This is a genomic window from Micromonospora sp. WMMD1128, from assembly GCF_027497235.1.
Taxonomy (GTDB): Bacteria; Actinomycetota; Actinomycetes; order Mycobacteriales; family Micromonosporaceae; genus Micromonospora.
The window spans coordinates 1,683,517-1,704,246 of record NZ_CP114902.1 but is presented as its reverse complement, the minus strand read 5'-3'; the positions used below and the strand labels follow the sequence as shown (position 1 = coordinate 1,704,246).

18 protein-coding genes and 1 pseudogene are annotated in these 20,730 nt (G+C 72.3%); 6 read left to right on the top strand and 13 right to left on the bottom strand.

What is annotated here, in order from left to right; translation table 11 throughout:
- Positions 1 to 64: 64 nt before the first annotated feature.
- The 10 genes and pseudogenes from O7602_RS08195 to O7602_RS08150 form a co-directional block, all read right to left on the bottom strand.
- Positions 65 to 703: an acVLRF1 family peptidyl-tRNA hydrolase gene (locus O7602_RS08195; protein WP_281587609.1), complete on the bottom strand. Its 639-nt coding sequence runs from the start codon at positions 701 to 703 to the stop codon at positions 65 to 67.
- 18 nt (positions 704 to 721) lie between these two features.
- A complete protein-coding gene (locus tag O7602_RS08190; RefSeq protein WP_281587608.1) occupies positions 722 to 1,348 on the bottom strand; it encodes a LysE family transporter in 627 nt (208 codons plus the stop codon).
- Positions 1,349 to 1,596: 248 nt separating this feature from the next.
- Positions 1,597 to 1,998: a metal-sulfur cluster assembly factor gene (locus tag O7602_RS08185; RefSeq protein ID WP_281587607.1), complete on the bottom strand. Its 402-nt coding sequence runs from the start codon at positions 1,996 to 1,998 to the stop codon at positions 1,597 to 1,599.
- A gap of 71 nt (positions 1,999 to 2,069) precedes the next feature.
- A pseudogene (sufU, locus tag O7602_RS08180) lies at positions 2,070 to 2,528 on the bottom strand (Fe-S cluster assembly sulfur transfer protein SufU); the annotation flags it as partial.
- Entirely contained in the window at positions 2,528 to 3,835 is a 1,308-nt protein-coding gene (locus tag O7602_RS08175; RefSeq protein ID WP_281587606.1) for a cysteine desulfurase, read from the bottom strand. The pseudogene sufU and the gene O7602_RS08175, both read right to left, overlap by 1 nt.
- A 6-nt stretch (positions 3,836 to 3,841) precedes the next feature.
- A complete protein-coding gene (gene sufC / locus O7602_RS08170) occupies positions 3,842 to 4,615 on the bottom strand; it encodes a Fe-S cluster assembly ATPase SufC (RefSeq protein ID WP_281587605.1) in 774 nt (257 codons plus the stop codon).
- The gene (locus tag O7602_RS08165; protein WP_281587604.1) at positions 4,615 to 4,941 is read right to left on the bottom strand and encodes a non-heme iron oxygenase ferredoxin subunit; all 327 of its coding nucleotides are present in this window, start codon (positions 4,939 to 4,941) and stop codon (positions 4,615 to 4,617) included. The genes sufC and O7602_RS08165 overlap by 1 nt, the downstream gene beginning before the upstream one ends.
- Positions 4,941 to 6,086 carry a Fe-S cluster assembly protein SufD gene (gene sufD, locus O7602_RS08160; RefSeq protein ID WP_281587603.1) on the bottom strand — a complete coding sequence of 382 codons (1,146 nt, stop codon included), beginning with the start codon at positions 6,084 to 6,086 and terminating at the stop codon, positions 4,941 to 4,943. The genes O7602_RS08165 and sufD overlap by 1 nt, the downstream gene beginning before the upstream one ends.
- 85 nt (positions 6,087 to 6,171) lie before the next feature.
- Positions 6,172 to 7,602 carry a Fe-S cluster assembly protein SufB gene (gene sufB, locus O7602_RS08155; RefSeq protein WP_281587602.1) on the bottom strand — a complete coding sequence of 477 codons (1,431 nt, stop codon included), beginning with the start codon at positions 7,600 to 7,602 and terminating at the stop codon, positions 6,172 to 6,174.
- The gene (locus O7602_RS08150; RefSeq protein WP_281587601.1) at positions 7,599 to 8,303 is read right to left on the bottom strand and encodes an ArsR family transcriptional regulator; all 705 of its coding nucleotides are present in this window, start codon (positions 8,301 to 8,303) and stop codon (positions 7,599 to 7,601) included. Before O7602_RS08150 ends, sufB begins: the two co-directional genes overlap by 4 nt.
- Positions 8,304 to 8,434: 131 nt before the next feature.
- Between O7602_RS08150 and O7602_RS08145 the strand changes: the two genes are divergently transcribed.
- Both O7602_RS08145 and O7602_RS08140 read left to right on the top strand, forming a co-directional pair.
- Complete coding sequence (locus tag O7602_RS08145) at positions 8,435 to 9,397, top strand: COX15/CtaA family protein (RefSeq protein ID WP_281587600.1); 963 nt, start codon at positions 8,435 to 8,437, stop codon at positions 9,395 to 9,397.
- Between the two features lie 67 nt (positions 9,398 to 9,464).
- Complete coding sequence (locus O7602_RS08140) at positions 9,465 to 11,132, top strand: right-handed parallel beta-helix repeat-containing protein (RefSeq protein WP_281587599.1); 1,668 nt, start codon at positions 9,465 to 9,467, stop codon at positions 11,130 to 11,132.
- A gap of 340 nt (positions 11,133 to 11,472) precedes the next feature.
- Here the strand turns inward: O7602_RS08140 and O7602_RS08135 are convergent, their stop codons facing one another.
- The 3 genes from O7602_RS08135 to O7602_RS08125 all read right to left on the bottom strand — a co-directional run bounded on the left by O7602_RS08135 (position 11,473) and on the right by O7602_RS08125 (position 13,912).
- Positions 11,473 to 12,390: a hypothetical protein gene (locus O7602_RS08135; protein ID WP_281587598.1), complete on the bottom strand. Its 918-nt coding sequence runs from the start codon at positions 12,388 to 12,390 to the stop codon at positions 11,473 to 11,475.
- 13 nt (positions 12,391 to 12,403) lie between these two features.
- On the bottom strand, positions 12,404 to 12,736 hold the full coding sequence (locus O7602_RS08130; protein WP_281587597.1) for a hypothetical protein: 333 nt from the start codon (positions 12,734 to 12,736) through the stop codon (positions 12,404 to 12,406).
- 216 nt (positions 12,737 to 12,952) lie between these two features.
- Positions 12,953 to 13,912 (bottom strand): heme o synthase, encoded by a 960-nt coding sequence (locus O7602_RS08125; RefSeq protein WP_281587596.1) that lies wholly within the window; start codon positions 13,910 to 13,912, stop codon positions 12,953 to 12,955.
- A gap of 260 nt (positions 13,913 to 14,172) precedes the next feature.
- Here O7602_RS08125 and tkt point away from each other — a divergent pair, with 260 nt between their 5' ends.
- From tkt to zwf, 4 genes are all read left to right on the top strand, one after another.
- The gene (gene tkt / locus O7602_RS08120; RefSeq protein WP_281587595.1) at positions 14,173 to 16,311 is read left to right on the top strand and encodes a transketolase; all 2,139 of its coding nucleotides are present in this window, start codon (positions 14,173 to 14,175) and stop codon (positions 16,309 to 16,311) included.
- A gap of 15 nt (positions 16,312 to 16,326) precedes the next feature.
- Positions 16,327 to 17,505, top strand: a complete 1,179-nt coding sequence (tal, locus tag O7602_RS08115; protein ID WP_281587594.1) for a transaldolase — start codon at positions 16,327 to 16,329, stop codon at positions 17,503 to 17,505.
- A 64-nt stretch (positions 17,506 to 17,569) separates the two neighbouring features.
- Positions 17,570 to 19,135, top strand: coding sequence for a glucose-6-phosphate isomerase (locus tag O7602_RS08110; protein ID WP_281587593.1), 1,566 nt, complete (start codon positions 17,570 to 17,572; stop codon positions 19,133 to 19,135).
- 50 nt (positions 19,136 to 19,185) lie between these two features.
- The gene (gene zwf / locus O7602_RS08105) at positions 19,186 to 20,700 is read left to right on the top strand and encodes a glucose-6-phosphate dehydrogenase (protein ID WP_281587592.1); all 1,515 of its coding nucleotides are present in this window, start codon (positions 19,186 to 19,188) and stop codon (positions 20,698 to 20,700) included.
- Positions 20,701 to 20,730 lie beyond the last annotated feature (30 nt).

The window sequence follows — 20,730 nt, the reverse complement described above, 5'->3', positions numbered from 1 at the left end:
ATCGTCTTTGCTCGATGCACTATCGCTCAGTGGGATTGACCTGCCTTGATGCGATCTTTCCCGTTCAGCGGACCAGGATGTGGACGGCCCGGGCGGCGGCGACGGCGGCCACGAGCACCACGTGCCGCGGCTCGGGCACGTCGAGCAGACGCTCCGCACGCAGCGCCGCCAGCGGGGCCAGCCGCCGGTCGGCCAACACCGTGTCGACCGCCCGCCGGTCACCGCCGCAGACCAGCGCCGCGAGCGTGCCCACGGCCGGCAACAGCAGGCGTACGGCGAGGTCGGCCGCGTCGCCCAGGGCCGCCTTCGCCTGGTTGTCGCGCCGCCGGGCGAACCGCTGCTGGGACCAGCCACCCGCGGCGGTGCGGCCCTGCACGTATCGCGTGTCCACCTTGGAGACCATGAGGTCGGTGCCGTCCGCGACGCCGACCGCCACCGCGCCCTTGCGGGCCAGCAGCAGGCCGAGCCGGCGGGGAGCCGCGGCGACGCCGACGAACCCGGGCAGGTCCGCCGCCGGGCGGGCCCCGGGCGGGGAGTGCAACTCGGCGGTGGCGCCGTCCGGGGCGGTCAGCAGCAGCCCGTACCCCAGGGCGGTGGTGGTGGGCGGGCCGTGCCGGTCGGCGAAGCCCTCGACCCAGCGGGTGACGCGGGCCGGGTCGACCTCGACCCACCGGCCGCCCCCGGCTGCGGGTCGGCTGCTCATGGCACGACGGTACGCGGTTCAGCCGGACAGCAGGGTGCTGGCCGCGAGGCCGGCGATCAGCGCGCTGGAGACCAGGCCGGTGACCAGCCGCCCGCGCGGGCCGGTCAGCACGCGGCCCACCACGGAACCGCCGCCGGCCACCAGCAACTGCCAACTCGCCGAGGCCACGAACGCGCCGGTCACGAACAACGCCGCGGTGACCGGATCCGGGTCGGCGGCGTCCCGGCGACCGAGCACCAGGGCGGCGAAGTAGAGCACCGTCGCCGGGTTGAGCAGGGTCAGCCCGAGCAGCGCCGTGTACGCCCGGCCCGGGGTGCGCAGCCCGCGACCGGCCGGTGCCCGCGGGACCTCACGCCGGCCGGACCAGGCGCGCCAGAGGCCGTGCCCGGCGACGCCGAGCAGGACCAGCGCGGCCACCACCCGCAGTGGCCCGGCAACCGGGGCGAGGACGCCGGCCAGCCCGGCGCCGCCAAGCGCGGCGACCGTGGCGTAGAGCCCGTCGGCGGTGGCCACGGCGAGCGCGGCGGCAGCGCCGACCCGGAACCCGTCGCGTGCGCTGAGCCCGAGAATGAGCACCGCGATCGCGCCGACCGGGATCGCGACGCCGTAGCCGGCGACCAGCCCGGCCAGGAACGCGCCGGTCACGACGGCGGACGACGGGTCGAGGCCGCCGGCAGGGCACGCTGTCGGCGCGCGCGGAAGCCCGCACGGACAGGAGCCTGCTTCGGGTACGCCTCGATCACCCACTCATCCTGCGACCCGCCCACACTCCCCCGCCACCCCTTTCCCCTCCACCCCACCCCACCCCCACCTCGGTGCGGGTGGGGTGGGGTGACGCGATGGGCGCGGCGCCCCGGTCGGGGTGCCGCGCCCATCGCGGTGAGTCGGGAGGGTCAGACGTTGAAGCCCAGGGAGCGGAGCTGGTCGCGCCCCTCGTCGGTGATCTTGTCGGGGCCCCACGGCGGCAACCAGACCCAGTTGATCCGGATGTCGTTCACCAGACCGCCGCCCGGGCCGGTGGTGAGCGCCTGGCGGGCCTGGTCCTCGATCACGTCGGTGAGCGGGCAGGCCGCCGAGGTCAACGTCATGTCGAGCGTGGCGACGTTCTCGTCGTCCACGTGCACGCCGTACACCAGACCCAGGTCGACCACGTTGATGCCCAGCTCGGGGTCGACGACGTCCTTCATCGCCTCCTCGATGTCGCCGACGGCGGCCTTGCCACCGCCCGGCGTCACCGGGCTGTCGGTCGCCACCGCGCCGGTCTCCGGCGTCGTGGTGGTCTCGTCGTCGCTCATGCCGCCCCCTCGCTTCGCTCGGCGCCGGCATGGGACACCGCCGCGCCGTGTTGGTGATTCGCCTTCGACTCGGGGCTCACGCCCACCCCGGCGCGTGCCGCGGCGTCCTTGAACGCCATCCACGACAGCAGCGCGCACTTGACCCGGGCCGGGTAGCGCGCGACACCCGCGAACGCCACCCCGTCCCCGAGCACGTCCTCGTCCGGCGTGACCTGGCCACGCCCGGACATCAACTCGACGAACGCCTCGTGCACCACGGCGGCGTCGCCCGCCGCCCGGCCGCGCAGCAGCTCGTGCAGGATGCTCGCCGACGCCTGGCTGATCGAACAGCCCATTCCGTCGTACGAGATGTCGGTGAACACGGTGCCGTCGGTCGCCACCCGCACGGTGATCTCGTCGCCGCAGGTCGGGTTGACGTGGTGCGCCTCGCCGACCGTGGCCGCCGGATCCGCCGCGTCCCGCAGGCCACGGCCGTGCGGGTGCTTGTAGTGATCCAGGATGATCTCCTGGTAGAGGGACTCAAGCTGCATCAGTCGAACACCTTCCGCACCCGCTCCAGGCCCGCCACCAGCGCGTCGATCTCCGCCGTGGTGGTGTAGAGGTAGAACGACGCCCGGGTCATGGCCGGCACCCCGAAGCGGGCGCACACCGGCTTGGCGCAGTGGTGGCCGACCCGCACCTGCACGCCGAGCGAGTCGAGCACCTGCCCGACGTCGTGCGGGTGCACGTCGCCGAGGGCGAACGAGATCGTCCCGCCCCGACCCACCGGCACGGACGGGCCGAAGATCCGCAGCCCGGGCACGGTGGCGAGGGCGTCGAGCGCGTACGCCGTCAGCTCCTTCTCGTGCCACTGGATCGCCGGCATGCCGACGCCGGTCAGGTAGTCCACCGCCGCGCCGAGCGCGACCGCCTCGGCGATCGGCGGCGTGCCCGCCTCGAACCGGGCCGGCGGCGCGGCGAACGTCGACCGCGCCATCGTCACCGTCTCGATCATCGAGCCACCGCCCATCACCGGTGGCATCGCGGCGAGCAGCTCGCCCCGGCCCCAGAGCACGCCGACGCCGGTCGGACCGCACATCTTGTGCCCGGTGAAGACGATGAAGTCGGCGTCCAGGTCGACCACGTCGATCGGCAGGTGCGGCACCGACTGGGAGCAGTCGAGCAGCAGCATCGCCCCGACCTGGCGGACCCGCTCGGTGATCCGGGCGGTGGCGTTGACCGTGCCGAGGATGTTCGACACGTGCACCAGGGAGACGATCTTCGTCCGCTCGGTGACCAGGTCGTCCAGGCCCGACTCGTCCAGCCGGCCGCCGTCGGTGACCGGGAACCAGCGCAGCGTCGCGCCGGTGCGCTCCGCCAGCAACTGCCACGGGACGATGTTCGAGTGGTGCTCCATCTCGGAGATCACGATCTCGTCGCCGGGGCCGAGCCGGAACCGGTCGTCACCGCCCGCGCCCACGGAGGCGTTGGAGAACGCGTACGCCACCAGGTTGATCGCCTCGGTGGAGTTCTTGGTGAACACCACCTCGTCCACGCTCGGCGCGTGGACGAACGCGGCGATCTTCGCCCGCGCGCCCTCGTACGCCTCGGTCGCCTCGGTGCCGAGCGTGTGCACCGAGCGCGACACGTTGGCGTTGTGCATCGCGTAGTGCTCGGCGAGCACGTCGAGCACCTGCCGCGGCTTGTGCGAGGTGTTGGCGCTGTCCAGGTAGACGAGCGGGTGGCCGTTGACCTCCCGGTCCAGGATCGGGAAGTCGGCCCGCACCGCCGCCACGTCGAACCGCGGCACGTCGTCGTACTGCGGCATGCCCGCCGGGATCGCGATGGAGGAGGTCATGTCAGGTCAGACCCGCGCCGCGCCGGCCCCGGCGACGTACCGCTCGTAGCCCTCTTCCTCAAGCTTGTCGGCCAGCTCACGACCGCCCTGCTCGACGATCCGGCCGGCGACGAAGACGTGCACGAAGTCCGGCTTGATGTAGCGCAGGATCCGGGTGTAGTGGGTGATCAGCAGCATCCCGGTGTCGCCGGTGTCGCGGACCCGGTTCACACCCTCGCTGACCACGCGCAGCGCGTCCACGTCGAGACCGGAGTCGGTCTCGTCGAGGATGGCGATCTTCGGCTTGAGCAGCTCCAGCTGCACGATCTCGTGCCGCTTCTTCTCGCCGCCGGAGAAGCCCTCGTTGACGTTGCGCTGGGCGAACGCCGGGTCCATCTGGAGCTTCTCCATGGCGCCGCGCAGCTCGCCGGCCCAGGTGCGCAGCTTCGGCGCCTCGCCGTCCAGGGCGGTCTTCGCGGTACGCAGGAAGTTGGCCACCGACACGCCGGGGACCTCGACCGGGTACTGCATGGCCAGGAAGAGGCCGGCGCGGGCCCGCTCGTCGACGGACATGGAGAGCACGTCGGAGCCGTCGAGGGTCACCTCGCCGCCGGTGATCTCGTACTTGGGGTGGCCGGCGATCGAGTAGGCGAGCGTCGACTTGCCGGAGCCGTTCGGGCCCATGATCGCGTGGGTCTCACCGGAGCGCACGGTCAGGTCGACCCCGTGCAGGATCGGCTTGAGCTCACCCTCGGGCAGCTTGACCGACACCTTCAGGTCGCGGATCTCCAGGGTGCTCATCAGCGGGTCACTCCATTGCTCGGCGTCAGACTGACAAAGATGTCGCCGTCGCGGACTTCGACGGGATAGACGGGTACGGGTTCGGTCGCGGGCAGGCCGGTGGGCTCACCGGTACGCATGTCGAAACGGGATCCGTGCAGCCAGCATTCCAGCGTGCAGCCCTCGACCTCGCCCTCGGAGAGCGCCACGGCGGCGTGCGAGCACTCGTCGTGCACGGCGTAGAACACGTCGTCCTCGCCGTGCACCACGGCGATCTGCACGCCGTCCACGTCGACGCTGATCGCCGCGCCCTTCGGCACGTCCTCGGTCGGACAGATCCGGATCATCAGGCGCCGGCCTTCGCGAGACGGGCCTCGATCGCGTCGCCGAGCCGCTCGCGCAGGTCCTCGACCGGGATCTTGTTGATCAGCTCGGCGAAGAAGCCCCGCACCACCAGGCGCCGCGCCTCGGCCTCCGGGATGCCCCGGGCCATCAGGTAGAACAGTTGCTCGTCGTCGAACCGGCCGGTCGCGCTCGCGTGCCCGGCGCCGGCGATCTCGCCGGTCTCGATCTCCAGGTTGGGCACCGAGTCGGCCCGGGCGCCGTCGCTGAGCAGCAGGTTCCGGTTGATCTCGTACGTGTCGGTGCCTGTCGCCTCGGCCCGGATCAGCACGTCGCCGACCCAGACGGTGTGCGCCTCGTCGCCCTGGAGCGCGCCCCGGTAGCCGACGTTGCTGCGGCAGTCCGGCACCGAGTGGTCGACCAGCTGCCGGTGCTCCAGGTGTTGGCCGGAGTCGGCGAAGTAGAGGCCGTACAGCTCGGCCTCGCCGCCGCGCTGGGTGTATTCCACAGTGGTGTGCTGCCGGACCAGGTCACCGCCGAGGGTCACCTGCACGTGGACGATCCTGGCGTCCCGGCCCAGCCGCACCTTCAGGTGCTGCGCCTGGACCGCGTCGTCAGCCCAGTCGGCGACCGTGACCAGGGTCAGCTTCGCCCCGTCCGCCACCGTCACCTCGACGTTGTCGGCGAGCGTCGCCGAGCCGACATGCTCCAGCACCACTGTCACCTCGGCGAACCGACCCACCTCGACGAACGTGTGGCCGAACGCGAGGGCCCCGGCGTCCTCGCCGACCGCCCGCAGGCGCACCGGCGCGTCCACCACGGCGTCGCGGGCGACCGCCACCAGCAGCGCGCCCTCGGCCCCGCCGTAGGCGAGCGCGCTGACCCGGTCGAACGGGGTGAGCACGCTGCCCATCCGCGGGTCGTCCCGGCCGATCCGGTCGACGGTGACGCCCTCGGGCAGGTCGGCGTACTCGTGCCGGACCGTGCCGCGCGGCGAGCCGGAGCCGTCACCCGTCAGGCCGCGGAGGCGCTTGAGCGGGGTGAAACGCCACTCCTCCTCCAGGCCGGTCAGGGCCGGGAAGTCGGCGACGTCGTACGAGCGGAGCGCCTGCGACTTGGTCGTGGGCGGCGCGGAAGCCTGGGTAGTCATCTCTTCCTTGGTCTGTTCAGCGACGCGGGATCAGTGAAACCGGAGGGTGGGCCGGGCACGAGGCCCGGCCCGGGGCCGGGCGGCGTCAGCCGACCGCGCCCTCCATCTGCAGCTCGATCAGGCGGTTGAGCTCCAGCGCGTACTCCATCGGAAGCTCCTTGGCGATCGGCTCGATGAAGCCGCGCACGATCATCGCCATCGCCTCGTCCTCGCTCAGGCCCCGGCTCATCAGGTAGAAGAGCTGGTCGTCGCTGACCTTGGAGACGGTCGCCTCGTGCCCCATCGACACGTCGTCCTCGCGGATGTCGACGTACGGGTAGGTGTCGGAGCGGGAGATGGTGTCGACGAGCAGCGCGTCGCACTTGACCGTGCTGCGGCTGCTGTGCGAACCCTCGAGCACCTGCACCAGGCCGCGGTAGGAGGTGCGGCCACCGCCGCGGGCGATCGACTTCGACACGATGGTGCTGCTCGTGTGCGGCGCCGCGTGCACCATCTTGGCGCCGGCGTCCTGGTGCTGGCCCTCGCCGGCCATGGCCACCGAGAGCACCTCGCCCTTGGCGTGCTCGCCGGTCATGTAGACCGCCGGGTACTTCATGGTGACCTTGGAGCCGATGTTGCCGTCGACCCACTCCATGGTCGCGCCCTCGTGGCACACGGCGCGCTTGGTGACCAGGTTGTAGACGTTGTTCGACCAGTTCTGGATGGTGGTGTAGCGGCAGCGCGCGTTCTTCTTGACCACGATCTCCACGACCGCGCTGTGCAGCGAGTCGGAGGAGTAGAGCGGCGCGGTGCAGCCCTCGACGTAGTGCACGTACGCGCCCTCGTCGACGATGATCAGCGTCCGCTCGAACTGGCCCATGTTCTCGGTGTTGATCCGGAAGTATGCCTGCAGCGGGATCTCCACGTGCACGCCCTTCGGCACGTAGATGAACGAGCCGCCGGACCAGACGGAGGTGTTCAACGCGGCGAACTTGTTGTCGCCGACCGGGATGACCGTGCCGAAGTATTCCTTGAACAGGTCCTCGTGCTCCTTGAGGGCGGTGTCGGTGTCGAGGAAGACGACGCCCTGCTCCTCAAGGTCCTCACGGATCTTGTGGTAGACGACCTCGGACTCGTACTGCGCCGCGACGCCGGCGACCAGCCGCTGCTTCTCCGCCTCCGGGATGCCCAGCCGGTCGTAGGTGTTCTTGATGTCCTCGGGCAGGTCCTCCCAGCTGGTGGCCTGCTTCTCGGTGGACCGCACGAAGTACTTGATGTTGTCGAAGTCGATCCCGGTGAGGTCCGCGCCCCAGGCCGGCATCGGCTTGCGCCCGAACAGGCGCAGGCCCTTCAGGCGCAGGTCGAGCATCCAGGCCGGCTCGTTCTTCTTGGCCGAGATGTCCCGCACCACCGCCTCGTTCAGGCCACGCTGGGCGGCGGCGCCGGCGACGTCGGAGTCGGCCCAGCCGTACTCGTAACGACCGAGGGCGGCGAGCTGCTCCTCCTGGGTCAGGGGCTGGACGATCTGCTCGGTCATCTATCTGTCCTCACAGTGGTGACGGTGGAACCGGACTGGGCGGGAATGTGCGTGGTGCACACGCCGTCGCCGTGCGCGATGGTGGCCAGGCGCTGCACGTGGGTGCCGACCAGACGGGAGATCACCGCGGTCTCGGCCTCGCACAGCTGGGGAAACTCGGCGGCCACGTGCGCCACCGGGCAGTGGTGCTGGCAGAGCTGGCCGCCGGAGGCGATCGTGGACGCGTTGGCAGCGTAGCCCTCGGCGGTCAGCGCGCCGGCGAGCGCCTCGGCCCGCGCGAGCGGGGCGTCACCGGCGTCCTCCATGGCGGACCGGCAGCGCGCCTCAAGCGCGGCGACCTGGTCGGCCGCGAACTCCGCGACCGCCTCGTCGCCGCCGGTGCGGGCGATCCACCGGAGCGCGGCGGTGGCCATGTTGTCGTAGTGGTGGGTGCCGCAGCGCACCCGCGCCGCCTCGGTCAGCACGAAGACCTTGGCCGGCCGGCCCCGCCCCCGGCTGCCCCGCACCACCTGCTCGCGGGCGACCACGTCACCGTCGGCGAGCATCGCGTCGAGGTGCCGGCGGATCGCCGCCGGGCTGAGGCCGAGCGCCGAGCCGAGCTGCGCGGCGGTGGTCGCGCCCCGCTCCAGCAGCAGCTGGGTGACCCGGTCCCGGGTCGGCGGGTCGGCAGGCACCGTCGCACCGGCGACCGTGCTGGTCACCGGCCCTCCGGACAGCGCTGCCACGTTTTTCACAACGGCAACGTTACGTAATTCGCGCGAGGCCCGCAAACCCGGGGTCCGGTGATCCCGACCACCGGAGCGGCGGAGTCACCCGATCGGGATCAACTACGATGCGTAGGATTCGCGGGGTGAAGCGTTCCGTCCGGTTCCCGGTCTCCCCCACGCTGCTGCGTCGGCTCGCGTACACCTCGATCATCGCGAACGTGGCGATCGTGGTCACCGGCGGGGGCGTCCGGCTCACCGCGTCCGGCCTCGGCTGCCCCACCTGGCCCCGGTGCACCGACGAGTCCTACACCACCACGTCCGAGATGGGCGTGCACGGTGTGATCGAGTTCGGCAACCGGCTGCTGACGTTCGCGGTGGGAATCATCGCGCTCGCCGTGGTGCTTGCCGTGCTGGCCCAACGCCCGCGCCGCCGGGGGCTGCTGCCGCTGGCCGTGGGCGTGCTGCTCGGCATCCCGGCCCAGGCGGTCGTCGGCGGGATCACCGTGCTCACCAACCTCAACCCGTGGGTGGTCGGGCTGCACTTCCTCGCCTCGATGGCGGTGATCGCCGCCGCGTACGCGCTCTGGCGGCGCACCGGCGAGCCGGACGGGCCGGTGACCCCGACCGTGCCGGCGCCGCTGCGTACCCTCGCCTGGATCACCGCCGTGGTCACCACGGCCGTGCTCGTGGTCGGCACCTGGGTGACCGGCAGCGGCCCGCACGCCGGCGACCACGGCGCGGCCCGCAACGGCCTGGACCCGGAGGCGATCTCCCAGGTCCACGCGGACGGCGTCTTCCTGCTGATCGGCCTCTCGGTGGCGCTGTTCTTCGCGTTCCGCGCGGTCGGCGCGCAACGTGCCGCCCGGGCCGCCGGGGTGCTGCTCGCGGTCGAGTCGGGCCAGGGCCTGATCGGCTTCGTGCAGTACTTCACCCACCTGCCGGCGGCGCTGGTCGCCGCGCACATGCTCGGCTCCTGCCTGGTGCTGCTGGCCACGCTGGGCGTGCTCTGGAGCACCCGGGAACGGCTCCCGGACACGCCGCCGGCACCTGCCACGCCCCTCGCCGAACCGGTCGGCGCCACCGCCTGAGTCGGGCGTTACCACCGGGCGGAAACGGGAAAGCGGCCACGGACCGCACGCCCGAGGGGAGCCGCCGGTGTCGCGCAGGAGCCTTGCCACCACCGCCCCGCAGCGGCTCACCCCGGTGGCCGGCGCGCCGCTGTGGTGCGACGCCCGCGAGCACGGCCTCGCCGGCGACGGGGTGACGAACGACCAGCCGGCACTGGCCGCGCTGGTGGACCGTCTCGGCGCCGGCTACGACGCGGACGGGCGGGCCCGGGTCATCCACTGCCCGCCGGGCCTCTACTCCATCCGTGACGCCGGCACGGTCTGGCGCAGCGGGGTCTCGCTGATCGGCGCCGGCCCGGCGGCGACCCGCTTCCTGCTCAGCAACGAGGGCAACCGTGCCGACCCGGTGCCGCTGGCCTACTGGACCACCGTGCAGCACGGCGCGGACCGGGACCGGCACATCGCCGACTGCACGTTCGCCGACTTCGAGATCGACGGCTCCGGGGTGGCGCAGACCGCCTACGACTACCTGGCCAAGGGCCTCGGGTTGCAGTATGTGGTGCGGGGCGTGTTCCGCAACCTCTACATCCATCACACCGGCGCGACCGGGCTCGGCTGCGACTTCCTCCAGGACACCCTGATCGACGGTGTGGTCGTGGTGGGCTGCGGCCGGCTGGACAACGGCCAGCAGATGGGCGGCGCGGGGATCGGCGTCGGCGTCGGCGGCTGGGGGGACGTGGAGCGCCTCACCATCGCCAACTGCACCACCGTCGGCAACGGCACCAACGGGATCTTCCTGGAACTGCAGAAGGACTACTGGACGCCGCCGCGCGGTATCCGCATCATCGGCTGCCACAGCCAGGCCAACCGGTTCGGCATCTCGGACTGGGGCGCGGACGGGCTGATCGTCTCCGGCTGCACCATGACCAACAACCTGGAGGCCGGCTTCGACGTGTCGGCCAACGGCACCGCCGGCATCGCCGGACGCGGCGGGCTGCTCACCGGCAACGTGATCGACTGCAACGTCGGCGACGGGATCAGCATGGGCGACACCCCCGGCCCCTACGCGGTGCAGGGCAACCGGATCAGCCGCAACGGCGGTTACGGCTACCACGAGCACGACCTCGGCCACGGCTACCGCGGCGCCGCCGCGGACGTGGTGATCCAGGACAACGACATCCGGGAGAACGCGCTGGACGGCATCCGGATCGACCGGCCGATGCTTGACGCCTCGATCGTGGGCAACCGGATCCGCGACAACGGACGCCGGTCCGCGCCCGCGCACCGGGGTTCCGGCGACGCGGTGCGCTACGGCCCGCGCGAGGTCACCGACGGCGCGGCGGACTGGCCGGCCGGCGGGCACCGGGGCAATGTCGTCCGGGTCGGCACCCGGGAGGCGGTGGTCGCCGACAACACCGGCGACCGGCTCTCCCTGGCCGAGGTGCGCCCCGACGGCGCCACCGCCTGGAACGAGGCCACCCCCGGGCCCGGTTCGGCGTACGAGTTGCCGGACGGGCCGGCGGCCTGTGCCGGCATCACCATCGCGGCACCCTTCGACTCCGCCACCGTCCGGGCCAACCGGATCTGGCAGCGTGACGCCGACACCCAGGAGTACGGCATCTGGATCACCGAGGCGGGGAGTTGCGTGTCGTGCGCGGTCGAGGACAACGATCTCGCCGGGTCCCGGGCCGCGCTGCGGCTGGACACCCCGCCGATCGGCGGTCGCTGGGAACGCAACCACACCGGCCGGGACTGAGGCTCCCGTTCACCGCTTCCCGACTCAGTGGGTGTCTCAGGCCCGTTCAGACACCCGCAGCGTTCCACCCGTCGGCTCTGGACGTCGGGGGTGGAACGCCAGGGGTGCGTTCGGTCCGCAGGCGGCAAGCGGGTGGGCGGGCGCACGGGTCGAAGACCGCGTAGGGACAGCCATCGGGACCTCATCGCGCGAGGGGTGGCGCTCTGGCGGGTGAAGCCGGTCGGGGCGGCGGGTTACGCCAGCGCGGCAGACCGAGCCGGTCAGAGCCGGAGCGGGCCGAGGCGGACAGGCAGAGCGAGGCCCGAGCGGGACAGGCAGAGCGAGGCCCGAGCGGGGCCGGTCAGCGGCGGTGTGCCAGGTGGGTCGTCACGGCGTCGGCGAGGCGGTCCGGGGCGCCGTCGGCGTAGCCGACGAACAGGCTCGGCTCGGTCAGCTCCAGCTCGACCAGGACGGGCGAACCGTCCGGGCCCGGGATCAGGTCGACCCGGGCGTAGAGCAGCCGGTCGGCGCCGCCCGGCACGGCGGCCAGCACCTTCTCGGCGACGGCCCGCTGCTCGTCGGTGGCGGCGCGGGCGTCGATGCGCTCCTCCTTGTAGAGCGCGGCCCCGCCGAGGTCCGGGCCGGTCAGCATCGGCCCCTTGCGGATCGCGTGGCTGAACGCCAGGCCGGACGGGCCGGCCAGGTAGAGCAGCGCGGTCTCGCCGGCGGTGTCCACCGCGTCCAGGTAGGGCTGGACCATCGTCACCCGCCCGGCGTCACCGAGCCGCCGCACGTGCGCCGACGCCAGCTCACGGTGCTCCGGGTCGGCCAGGTCGTAGCGCCCGGTGTCCTGGCTGCCGGCGCTGACCGCCGGCTTGAGCACGTGCTCGCCGCCGGCGGGCGGCGTCCAACTCTCCCCCGGCCGGATCCACACGGTCGGCACGGTCGGCACGCCGGCGGCGGACAACTCCGCCAGGTAGCGCTTGTCGGTGTTCCAGGCGACCACGTCGGCCGGATTGGTCAGGGCCGGGACGGTGCGCGCCCAGGCGACAAACTCGTCCCGGCGCAGCGCATAGTCCCAGGGCGAGCGGAGGACGACGAGATCGTAGGCGGCCCAGTCCACGGTCGGGTCGTCCCAGACCGCGATGTCCGCGGTGACGCCGCGGGCGGCGAGCGGGCCGAGCACGAGCCGGTCGTCCGGGTCGAGGTCGGGCAGGGCGGCGCAGGTGACGAGAGCGACCCGGGGTTTCCCCCGGGTCGACTGGTGGTGGTTGGTCATGCGGTTATGTGTGTCAGCGGGCCATCGTGCGCCGGGCCATCGACCGCCACAGGTCGTTGCTCGGACGCATCTGGTCCATCAGTTCACGCTCCCAAGCGTTTTCGACGTCGACCCCGGCCGTGGCGCAGGCCTGCCGCGCGACGTCGGTGTCGCCGGCGAACTGGTCGGCCCATGCCCCGTCGGAACCCACGAGGACGATTCGTGCACCGCGCTTGCCGACGTACTCGATGACCGCCTTTGCGCCACCGTGCCCTTCGGCGAACGACTTGATGCCCGCGACCAGGCCGTTGGAGGCCTGCTCAGGGGTCTGATCAGCCGTCAGCGTCGTATCGGAACCATCTGCCATGACGCGAAGCCTAAGCAGACTTCCACCCGGATGTGCGAGAACAGTGAACTGAATGTGATACCAATTACCCGTCGGTTTAAGCCGAACCACAGGCAATTAGCCTGGATTTATCCGTTAAGTCTGGGCGAAACGGGCGGCCAATATCGTCACACTCTGTCCCTTTGATCCCCCGGATGGTTTCCGAAAGAACTTCTGATGAACCGCGCGTGGGGCGGATCAGACCAGCGCGTCGAGGGCGACGGCGGCGAACAGGATGGTGAGGTAGGTGGTGGACCAGTGGAACAGCCGCATCGGTTTGACCGCCTCGCCACGGGCCGCGCGCCGGCACAACTTGTGCGCCTCGACCACGAAGACACCGCCGACGACGAGCGCCGTCACCCCGTAGAGCGGGCTCATCCCGAGCGGCCAGACCGCCAGCGAGGAGAGCAGCGTCAGCCAGGAGAACGCGATGATCTCCGCGTTGACCCGCCGGACCGAGGCGACCACCGGCAGCATCGGGATGCCGGCCCGCGCGTAGTCGTCCTTGTATTTGATGGCCAGCGCGTAGAAGTGCGGCATCTGCCAGAAGAACACCACCGCGAACAGGCCCCACGCCGCCGGCGACAGCGAGCCGGTCACCGCGGCCCAGCCGATCAGCACCGGCGCGGCCCCGCAGACACCGCCCCAGAACGTGTTGGCGGCCGTGGTCCGCTTCAACCAGAGCGTGTAGACCAGGTCGTAGTAGGCGATCGCGGCGAGCGTCAGCCCGGCCGCCAGCCAGTTGGTGGTGGCCGCCATCAGCGCCACCGACACCACCGCCAGGACCAGCCCGAAGACGAGCGCGCTGCGGGGCGACACGGTGTGCGCGGGCAGCGGCCGGCGCTTGGTGCGCCGCATCAACTGGTCGATGTCGCGGTCGATGTAGCAGTTGAGCACGCTTGCCGCGCCGGCCGCGAGCGAGCCGCCGACAAGCACCACGGCCACCAGCCACAGCGACGGCATGCCGCCGTCCGCGAGCATCATCGCCGGCACGGTGGTGACCAGCAGCAGCTCCACGATCCGCGGCTTGGTGAGCGCCACGTACGCGGCCACCACGGCTCGCACGTCCCGCCGGCCGGTCGCCGGCGCCGCCGTCACCGTGCCCACCGGCGGCGTCCCGGCAGGGTTGCTGACCGGGCGCTCGGTGATCATGCTCACGGATTGCCACCTTCCGGCGTCGGCAGGGGAGTTCGGCGGCCGGACCCGGGCCGGGTCCACACACCGCCCCACACCCTACGCGTCGTCGTTTTGGCTGCCCCGCGGACCCGGCAACGGTGCGGGCCGTCACACCGGTGGTTGAACGCCCGGCCGGGCGGGACACGTAGAAGTCAGCATGCCGAGATCCCCGGGCGGACGTTTAGCGTCGCTCGATAGGGTCATCAGTGAGGGTTCCGCCCATCTGCCGAGGAGCACACAACGTGGCTGCGAAACGTCCCGAGCTTCCCGCTCTCAACTGGTCCGACCTCGACCGCAGGGCCGTCGACACGGTCCGGGTGCTGGCCATGGACGCCGTGGAGAAATCCGGCAACGGCCACCCGGGTACGGCGATGAGCCTCGCCCCGGCGGCGTACCTGCTCTTCAACCGGGTCATGCGGCACAATCCGACCGACCCGAACTGGCCCGGTCGAGACCGGTTCGTGCTGTCCGCCGGGCACTCCAGCCTGACGCTCTACATCCAGCTCTTCCTCTCCGGCTACCCGCTGGCCCTGGACGACCTCAAGGCGCTGCGCCAGTGGGGCTCGCTCACCCCGGGCCACCCGGAGCACGGCCACACCCCGGGGGTGGAGACCACCACCGGCCCGCTCGGTCAGGGCCTGGGCAACGCGGTGGGCTTCGCCATGGCGGCGCGCCGCGAGCGGGGCCTGTTCGACCCCGAGCCGGACCGCGACGACTCGCCGTTCCGGCACGACATCTGGTGCATCGCCTCCGACGGTGACATCGAGGAGGGCATCACCCACGAGGTCAGCGCGCTCGCCGGCCACCAGCAGCTCGGCAACCTCTGCGTGATCTACGACGACAACGAGATCTCGATCGAGGACGACACCCGGATCGCCAAGAGCGAGGACGTGGCGGCCCGCTACGAGGCGTACGGCTGGCACGTGCAGACCGTCGACTGGCGCAGCGGCGACGCCGACCAGGGCGACTACCACGAGGACGTGGAGGCGCTCTACCAGGCGCTGCTGGCCGCCAAGGCGGAGACCGGCAAGCCGTCGTTCATCGCGCTGCGCACCATCATCGGCTGGCCCGCGCCGAACAAGCAGAACACCGGCAAGATCCACGGCTCCGCGCTCGGCGCGGACGAGGTCAAGGCCACCAAGGAGGTCCTCGGCTTCGACCCGCAGCGCACCTTCGAGGTCGACGAGGAGGTGCTCAAGCACGCCCGCCAGGTGGTCGAGCGCGGCGCGCAGGCGCAGGCCGAGTGGACCACCCGGTTCGACGCCTGGGCGCAGGCCAACCCGGAGCGCAAGGCGCTGTGGGACCGGATGGCCACCCGTACCCTGCCGACCGGCTGGACCGACGCGCTGCCCGACTTCCCGGCGGACGCCAAGGGTGTCGCCACCCGGGCCGCCTCCGGCAAGGTCCTGGAGGCGCTCGCCCCGGTGCTGCCGGAGCTGTGGGGCGGCTCGGCCGACCTGGCCGAGAGCAACAACACCACCATGAAGGGCGAGCCGTCGTTCGTCCCGGCCGGGCACGCCACCAAGGACTTCCCGGGCGACGAGTACGGCCGCACGCTGCACTTCGGCATCCGCGAGCACGGCATGGGGGCGATCCTCAACGGCATCGCGCTGCACGGCGGCACCCGCCCCTACGGCGGCACGTTCCTCGTGTTCAGCGACTACATGCGCCCGTCGGTGCGGCTCGCCGCGCTGATGAAGCTGCCGGTGACCTATGTCTGGACGCACGACTCGATCGGCCTCGGCGAGGACGGCCCGACCCACCAGCCGATCGAGCACCTGAGCGCGCTGCGGGCCATCCCCGGCCTGGACGTGGTCCGCCCGGCCGACGCCAACGAGACGGCGTGGGCGTGGCGGCAGGCGCTGGAGCACACCGACCGGCCGACCGCGCTGGCGCTGAGCCGGCAGGCGCTGCCGACTGTCGACCGCACCGAGTTCGGGTCCGCCGAGGGCACCGCCAGGGGCGGGTACGTGCTGGCCGAGGCGTCGAACGGCAAGCCGCAGGTGATCCTGGTCGGCACCGGTTCGGAGGTGCAGCTCTGCCTCACCGCCCGGGAGCGGCTGGAGGCCGACGGCACCCCCACCCGGGTGGTGTCCATGCCGTGCCAGGAATGGTTCTTCGCGCAGGACGAGGCGTACCGGGAGTCGGTCCTGCCGCGCGGGGTAAAGGCACGGGTGAGCGTGGAGGCGGGCATCGCGATGTCGTGGCGGGCGATCGTCGGCGACAGCGGCGAGTGCGTGAGCATCGAGCACTACGGCGCGAGCGCGCCCTACACCGTGCTCTTCGAGCAGTTCGGGTTCACCCCCGACCGGATCGTGGCCGCCGCGCACGCGGCGCTGACCCGGGTGGGCGACATCACCGGTTTCACGACCGGCAACTGAGGGGAGCGTGACGGCATGACGGACAGGCTGAGCGAGCTCCAGAGCGCCGGGGTGGCGATCTGGCTCGACGATCTTTCCCGGGTGCGACTGACCTCCGGCGGGCTGGACAAGCTGCGCCGGGAGAGCCACGTGGCCGGGGTGACCACCAACCCGACGATCTTCGCCAAGGCGCTGAGCGACGCCGACGAGTACGACTGGCAGCTCCGTGACCTCGCCACCCGCGACGTGGACGTCGAGGAGGCGGTGCGCATGCTCACCACGTACGACGTGCGGTGGGCGTGCGACGTGATGCGTCCCTCGTACGACGCCAGCGCCGGGGTGGACGGCCGGGTCTCGATCGAGGTGGACCCGCGGTCGGCGCACGACGCGGAGAAGACCGCCGCCGAGGCCAAGGCGCTGTGGTGGCTCGTGGACCGGCCGAACCTCTTCATCAAGATCCCGGCGACCGAGGAGGGCCTGCCGGCGATCACGAAGACCCTGGCCGAGGGGATCAGCGTGAACGTGACGCTGATCTTCGGGTTGGACCGCTACTCCCAGGTGATGGAGGCGTTCCTCGCCGGCCTGGAGCAGGCGCAGGCCAACGGGCACGACCTGTCCAAGATCGGCTCGGTCGCCTCGTTCTTCGTCTCCCGGGTCGACACCGAGGTGGACAAGCGGCTGGAGAAGATCGGCTCCGACCAGGCCAAGTCGCTGCGCGGCAAGGCCGCGGTGGCGAACGCCCGGCTGGCCTACGAGCGCTACGGCGAGGTGTTCTCCTCGGCCCGCTGGCAGAAGCTCGCCGACGCCGGCGCCCACCCGCAGCGCCCGCTGTGGGCCTCCACGTCGACGAAGAACCCGGACTACCGGGACGTGATCTACGTCGAGGAGCTGATCGCCCCGGGCACGGTCAACACCATGCCGGAGCCGGTCGTCCACGCCTACGCCGACCATGGCGAGACCCAGGCCGACACGATCACCGGCGGGTACGACGACGCGCGGAAGGTCTTCGCGGACCTGGAGTCCGTCGGCGTGGACCTGGCCGACGTGATCGCCACCCTGGAGCGGGAGGGCGTGGAGAAGTTCGCGGCGAGCTGGCTGGAGCTGCTGGAGGGGGTCAAGAAGTCCCTCGCCGAGGCGGCCAAGGGCGTCGACCGCCCGCACCAGGCCGCCGGGGGGAACGCGCAGAACGCCCAGCAGGCCGGCGGGAACGCGTGACCGACGGCGTCCGACACGTCCCGGGGCGCTGCCCCGGGACGTGTTCCGCCGTACCGTGGAACCGATGAGGAACGACCTGGTGGCCGGTCCGGCGGACGTCGCCGCCGGCCTGGCCGTGCGCGGCGCGGACGCGGTGGACCGGTCCGCGCTCGTCGCCCACGACGTCCCCGCGCGCCTGGCCGCCCAGGACCCGACCCTGTGGGGGCCCGGGGCCGAGCCGGCGGCGCGCACCCGGCTGGGCTGGCTGGACACCCACTGCCGCAGCCGGGAGCTGCTCCCCCAGCTCGCCGAACTGACCGCCGAGCTGGGCGACCTGGACCACGTGGTGCTGGCCGGCGACCGGGACGCCACGCTCGCCGCCGAGGTGATCGCCGAATGCCTGGGCCGGCCGTTGACCGTGCTCGACACGGCCGATCCCGGTCCGGTCCGGGCGGCGCTGGCCGACCGTCCGGCGCGCACCGTGCTGGTGCTCGCCGGCCGTGACCTGGACCGCACCACCGACGCCCACCTGCGGGCCTACCGGCAGGTGTGGCGCGACGCGGGGCCGGAGGCCGCCCGGCACGTCGTGGTGGTCACCCGGCCCGGCTCGGCGCTGGAGGCGCTCGCCGACGAATGGGGCGCGGTGGTGCTTCCGGCCGATCCGGAGGTGGACGGGCACTGGGCCGCGCTCACCGCGTTCGGGCTGGTCCCGGCGGCGCTCGCCGGCGCCCCGGTCACCGAGCTGTTGGACGAGGCGGCGGCGCTCGCCGGCGCGCTGGACCGGGGCCGGGACAACCCCGGTCTGGCGCTCGGCGCGGCCCTGGGCGCGGCACCCGGCGGCGGCCGGGCCACCGTGGCGCTGGTGCCCGACGGCACCGGCCTCGACGGCCTGCGCCACTGGGCCGCCGCGCTGCTCGCCACGGCGACCGGCGGGCGGATCCTGCCGGTCGCGACGGAGTCCCCGGACGCGCCCGGCGCCACCGGCCCGGACGTCCTGACGGTGAGCCTCGGCGGCGCGCTCGGCCCGGGCACGGCACCCGGCCCGGCCGCCGACGTGGCGGTCAACGGCCCGCTCGGCGCGCAGTTCCTCACCTGGCAGTACGCCGCCGCGACCGCCGCGGCGGCGCTGCGGGTCGACCCGTTCGCGGTGCCCGCCGGCGTCGCGGGCGACGACGAGTCGGCGCCGCCGGGCCGGTCGCCCTCGTCGGTCGAGGGCGCGATCGAGGTGTACGCCCCGGCGGGCGCCCCCGCCGACCTGGCCGGCGCGCTGCGCTGGCTCACCGACGGGCTGGGCCCCGAGGAGCATCTCGCGGTGACCGCGTGGCTCGACCGGCGGGCCGACGCGGCGGTGGCCGGGCTGCGCCCGGTGCTGGCGCGGCTGACCGGGCGGCCGGTGACCTTCGGGTGGGGCCCCCGTCACCCGGCCCACACCGACGGGCGCGCCCGGCACCTCCAGATCACCGGTGCGGTCACCGATGATCTCCCGGTGCCCGGTCGTCCGTACACCTTCGCGGAGCTACAGGCGGCCCAGGCCGCCGACGACCGGCGGGCCCTGGCCCGCCGGGGGCGACCGGTGCTGCGACTGCACCTGACCGAGCGGGCGACCGGCGTCGCCCTGCTGCTGGACACGGCCGGACGGACACGCACGTGACGATCAACGACCTGGAATCGGTGGACCGAGACGCAGGAGGAGGTGGCCCGGTGAATCCGCTGCGTGACCCCCAGGACCGGCGGCTGCCGCGCATCCCTGAGCCGTGTGCCCTGGTGATCTTCGGGGTCACCGGCGACCTGGCCCGGAAGAAACTGTTGCCGGCGGTCTACGACCTGGCGAACCGGGGGCTGCTGCCGCCCGGCTTCGCCGTGCTGGGCTTCGCCCGCCGCGACTGGGGCGACGGCGACTTCGAGTCGCTGGCCCACGACGCGGCCAAGAAGCACGCCCGCACCCCGTGGCGCGAGGAGGTCTGGGCCCGGCTGGTCGGCAACATCAAGTTCGTCGGCGGCTCGTTCGACGACGACGACGCCTTCGACCGTCTCGCCACCACGCTCGACGAGCTGCGCGACTCGCACGGCATCGCCGGCAACGCCGCGTTCTACTTCTCCATCCCCCCGGCCGCCTTCCCGGTGGTGCTCAAGCAGCTCGCCCGCACCGGCATGGCGGACAACGAGAAGTCCGGCGGCTGGCGGCGGGTGGTCGTGGAGAAGCCGTTCGGCAACGACCTACCCTCGGCCAAGGCGCTCAACGACCTCGTCGACGACGTCTTCACCCGTCAGGACGTCTTCCGGATCGACCACTACCTGGGCAAGGAGACGGTGCAGAACATCCTGGCCCTGCGGTTCGCCAACAACCTGTTCGAGCCGCTGTGGAACTCCCAGTACGTCGACTCGGTGCAGATCACCATGGCCGAGGACGTCGGCATCGGCACCCGGGCCGCGTTCTACGACTCGGTCGGCACCGCCCGGGACGTGCTCCAGAACCATCTGCTCCAGCTCCTCGCCCTGGTCGCGATGGAAGAGCCGACAAGCTTCGACGCCGACGAGATCCGGACCGAGAAGCTGAAGGTGCTCAAGGCCATCGCCGTGCCGCGGGACATCACCGCGGACACCGTGCGCGGGCAGTATCTGCCCGGCTGGGTGGGCGGCGAGCGCGCCAAGGGCTACCGGGAGGAGGACGACGTCCCGGAGGACTCCACCACCGAGACGTACGTGGCGGTGAAACTGGCCATCCAGAACCGGCGCTGGGCCGGGGTGCCGTTCTACATCCGGGCCGGCAAGCGGCTGCCCCGGCGGGTCACCGAGGTGGCCATCATGTTCAAGAAGGCGCCGCACCTGCCGTTCGACCCGGCCGACATGGAATCCCTCGGCGCCAACCAACTCGTCATCCGGGTGCAGCCGGACGAGGGCGTGGTGCTGAAGTTCGGTTCCAAGGTGCCGGGCACCACGATGGAGGTCCGCGACATCGCGATGGACTTCCAGTACGGCGAGGCGTTCACCGAGTCCAGCCCGGAGGCGTACGAGCGGCTGGTCCTGGACGTGCTGGTCGGCGACCGGACGCTGTTCCCGGACGCCGCCGAGGTCGAGCAGAGCTGGCAGGTCGTCGACCCGCTGGAGCACGCCTGGGCGGGCACGACGCCGGAGCCGTACCGGGCCGGCGAGTGGGGCCCCCGGGCCGCCGACGAGATGCTGGCCCGCGAGGGCCGGGCCTGGCGGAGAGCGTGACCGAGCAGAGCGAGCGGACCGGGAGGTTCC